The organism is Streptomyces sp. M2CJ-2, assembly GCF_016757295.1.
Taxonomy (GTDB): Bacteria; Actinomycetota; Actinomycetes; order Streptomycetales; family Streptomycetaceae; genus Streptomyces.
In genome coordinates this window covers 1-2,518 of sequence record NZ_JAESIF010000186.1, presented here as the reverse complement: position 1 = coordinate 2,518, position 2,518 = coordinate 1, and the positions used below count along the sequence as shown (strand labels likewise).

Below are 2,518 nucleotides of genomic sequence, written 5' to 3'. Positions count from 1 at the left end.
GGACGTGCCCGACCTGCCGAAGATCCCTGAAGCCGACCCGACATGCCGAACCCGCCCCAACCTAACCAAGCCCTAGTAGAAGACTCGCATCGTTCCGCCTCGGGTGGCGTTCGAGGCATCCCTCTACAAGGTGCGTCATGGGCTGCAGTGGAAGGACCTGCCCGAGGAGTGGGCTGCCCCCCTTCTCGTGCGTGGTCAGCCGGCTAGGGGCTGCCACCGGTCTTCCCCCGCAGGATCGATACTGCTGCGCCACACCAGCGCCCCACCGATCAGGCCGGGCTTGTCCCGGGTGGCCAGGGCCGGGGCTTCGAGCATGTCGGCAGCCTCTTCCAGGTAGGTGGCCAGCGTGTCGAGTTCATCGCCTGCGACTTCGTTGTAGCGGGACCAGCGGCCCAGGTATCCGGTCGCGGCATCCAAGTACAGGCCCGATGTGCGGTCAGCCGAACCGTAGGAGACCACCGGAATCCAGGTGGGCTTCCACACGGTGATCCGGTCGTCCTCGGGGCGGCGGACGTTGAGAGTGTCCTGGTGGGCCTGGGAGTCCATCTTCAGCCGGTAGACGGCGGCCACGGCGTCCAGGTTCATCAGAGCCCGGTTGCCGGGCAGGCATCCCCAGCCGTTGGCCCCGTCGTCACCCGCGGTCAGCAACCACAGGACCCGCAGCCCGACGGGTATCTGAATGCCGAGGTCGCCTTCCAGAGCGGCGATGGCAGCGGGGTTGGCACCGGTACGGAGCGCGGCGTAGGAGTCGGGCGCATGGTGCTGCAGCCAGCGGGAAATTCGGTGCCAGGCATCGGCGATCTCCCGTACAGCGACCGCGGCGGCGACAGTGTCGGCAGGCTGGCCCTGGTCTCGGCCCGGCTCCTGGTCCTGGTCAGGGGCATCGGGGGAGGACTCAGCGGGGGGCGCGGGCCTCAGGTAGCGAATCTCGATCCGATCCGGCTCACGGATGTAGCCGACGGACAGGTCAGGGCAGTCCTCGAACATGTCGCCGTCGACCGTCACGGTGAGGATGCCGGGCAGCCCGGAGGGCCGGCCCATGTCAGGGTCATCGGCCAGTTGGCCGGCCAGGGCCTTCAACGCGTAGGAAACGCCGGCCCCGAGCTGGGAGGCGGTGTCGCGTACGTCCGGGGGGATCTCGACGTTCACGGCCTGATGCTCCTTGCTGATCGGATGCAGGACAGGGCCCCTCACACAGTAGGCCACCCACGTTCACCAGCGGGTGGTGAGCGGGCCGGTCAGCCTGGCCGCCCTCGAGGCGGCCGGCTCCCGCGCCGTCCAGTATGAGATGGCCCCTGGTGTCAGCGGCCGTCAGTATCGTGCCCGTCGTGTTGGTAGGAACTGAAGAGACCCGGCTGATCGTCCTGCGCGGCAACAGTGCCTCGGGGAAGTCGTCCATCGCAGCTCGCCTGCGCGAGAGGTTCGGCCGCAACCTGGCCCTGGTCGGCCAGGACAACTTGCGCCGCGTCGTGCTGCGCGAGCGCGACCGGCCCGGCGCAGCCAACATCGGCTTGATCGGCATGACAGCCCGCTACGCGCTGGACGCCGGATTCCACACGGTCGTCGAGGGAATCCTGTATGCCGACCGCTACGGCGCGATGCTTGAGGACCTCGTTCGCGACCACCGGGGCACCTCTCGCTGCTACTACCTGGACGTGCCTCTCCAGGAAACGCTCGTTCGGCATGCGACAAAGCCCGATCCGGCGTATCTGGCCCAGGTCACCGACCAGCACCTGCGTGAGTGGTACCGCGAGCGGGACCTGCTGCTCGGCGAGGTCGAGGCCGTCATCGGCGCCGGCAGCACCCTGAGCGAGACCGTGGAGCGCATCATGCGCGAGACCGGCCTGGACCGGGTGCCGGCCATCGACCGCTGAGGACATCGGATGCTGGTGCAGGACGTCTCCGATTCCGCGCCAGGAGGTTTGCGGACCTGCCGGATGCTGGCCGCGGGGGTGTTCCGGTTCCCCAGCAGGTGCGGGCCGACAACGCGTAGTCCTCCCCGCCGACGCGGGAGTGTTCCGTGGTCCAGGCGCATGGAGTAGAGGGAGCCGCCGTCCTCCCCGCCGACGCGGGGGTGTTCCGTCGCCTTGGCCTCGAGGCCGGGCGGCGGGGCCGTCCTCCCCGCCAGCGCAGGGTGTCGCACCCAAGGCTGGCAGGGAGGGGCTGGGGGCGGCCGTCGGGGCCCGCCGGTATCCCGCTACCGCTCACCATCGCACCACTGGTACCCATCGCTCACCGTACAGACCCCTGGTGCGCGAACATCGACGAGTGCCTGGCCATGGAACTGCGCCCCGGCAACGCCGGCGCGAACACGGTCGCCGATCATCTGCGTGTCCTCCTCGCGGCGTTGGCCCAAATCCCACGCTCCTCCAGCACGAAGTTCATCGTCCGCGTGGACGGAGCCGGGGCCACCCACGGCCTGCTGGACCACCTGGTCGCCCTCAGCTTGAAATTTAACCTTTGCGACCTTTGGACTGATTCCGTTCAGTGATGCTCTCGGGACGTCTGGTCGTTTTAC

Annotated in this window: 3 protein-coding genes; 2 read left to right on the top strand and 1 reads right to left on the bottom strand. The window is 68.6% G+C overall.

Annotation, left to right across the window (positions count from 1 at the left end; all coding sequences use genetic code 11):
* Positions 1–195: 195 nt before the first annotated feature.
* Positions 196–1,149 carry a hypothetical protein gene (locus JL475_RS38575; RefSeq protein WP_202282859.1) on the bottom strand — a complete coding sequence of 318 codons (954 nt, stop codon included), beginning with the start codon at positions 1,147–1,149 and terminating at the stop codon, positions 196–198.
* Between the two features lie 134 nt (positions 1,150–1,283).
* Here JL475_RS38575 and JL475_RS38570 point away from each other — a divergent pair, with 134 nt between their 5' ends.
* Entirely contained in the window at positions 1,284–1,874 is a 591-nt protein-coding gene (locus tag JL475_RS38570) for a kinase (RefSeq protein ID WP_202282858.1), read from the top strand.
* Positions 1,875–2,278: 404 nt separating this feature from the next.
* A complete protein-coding gene (locus JL475_RS38565; RefSeq protein WP_237409478.1) occupies positions 2,279–2,491 on the top strand; it encodes a transposase in 213 nt (70 codons plus the stop codon).
* Positions 2,492–2,518: the final 27 nt, after the last annotated feature.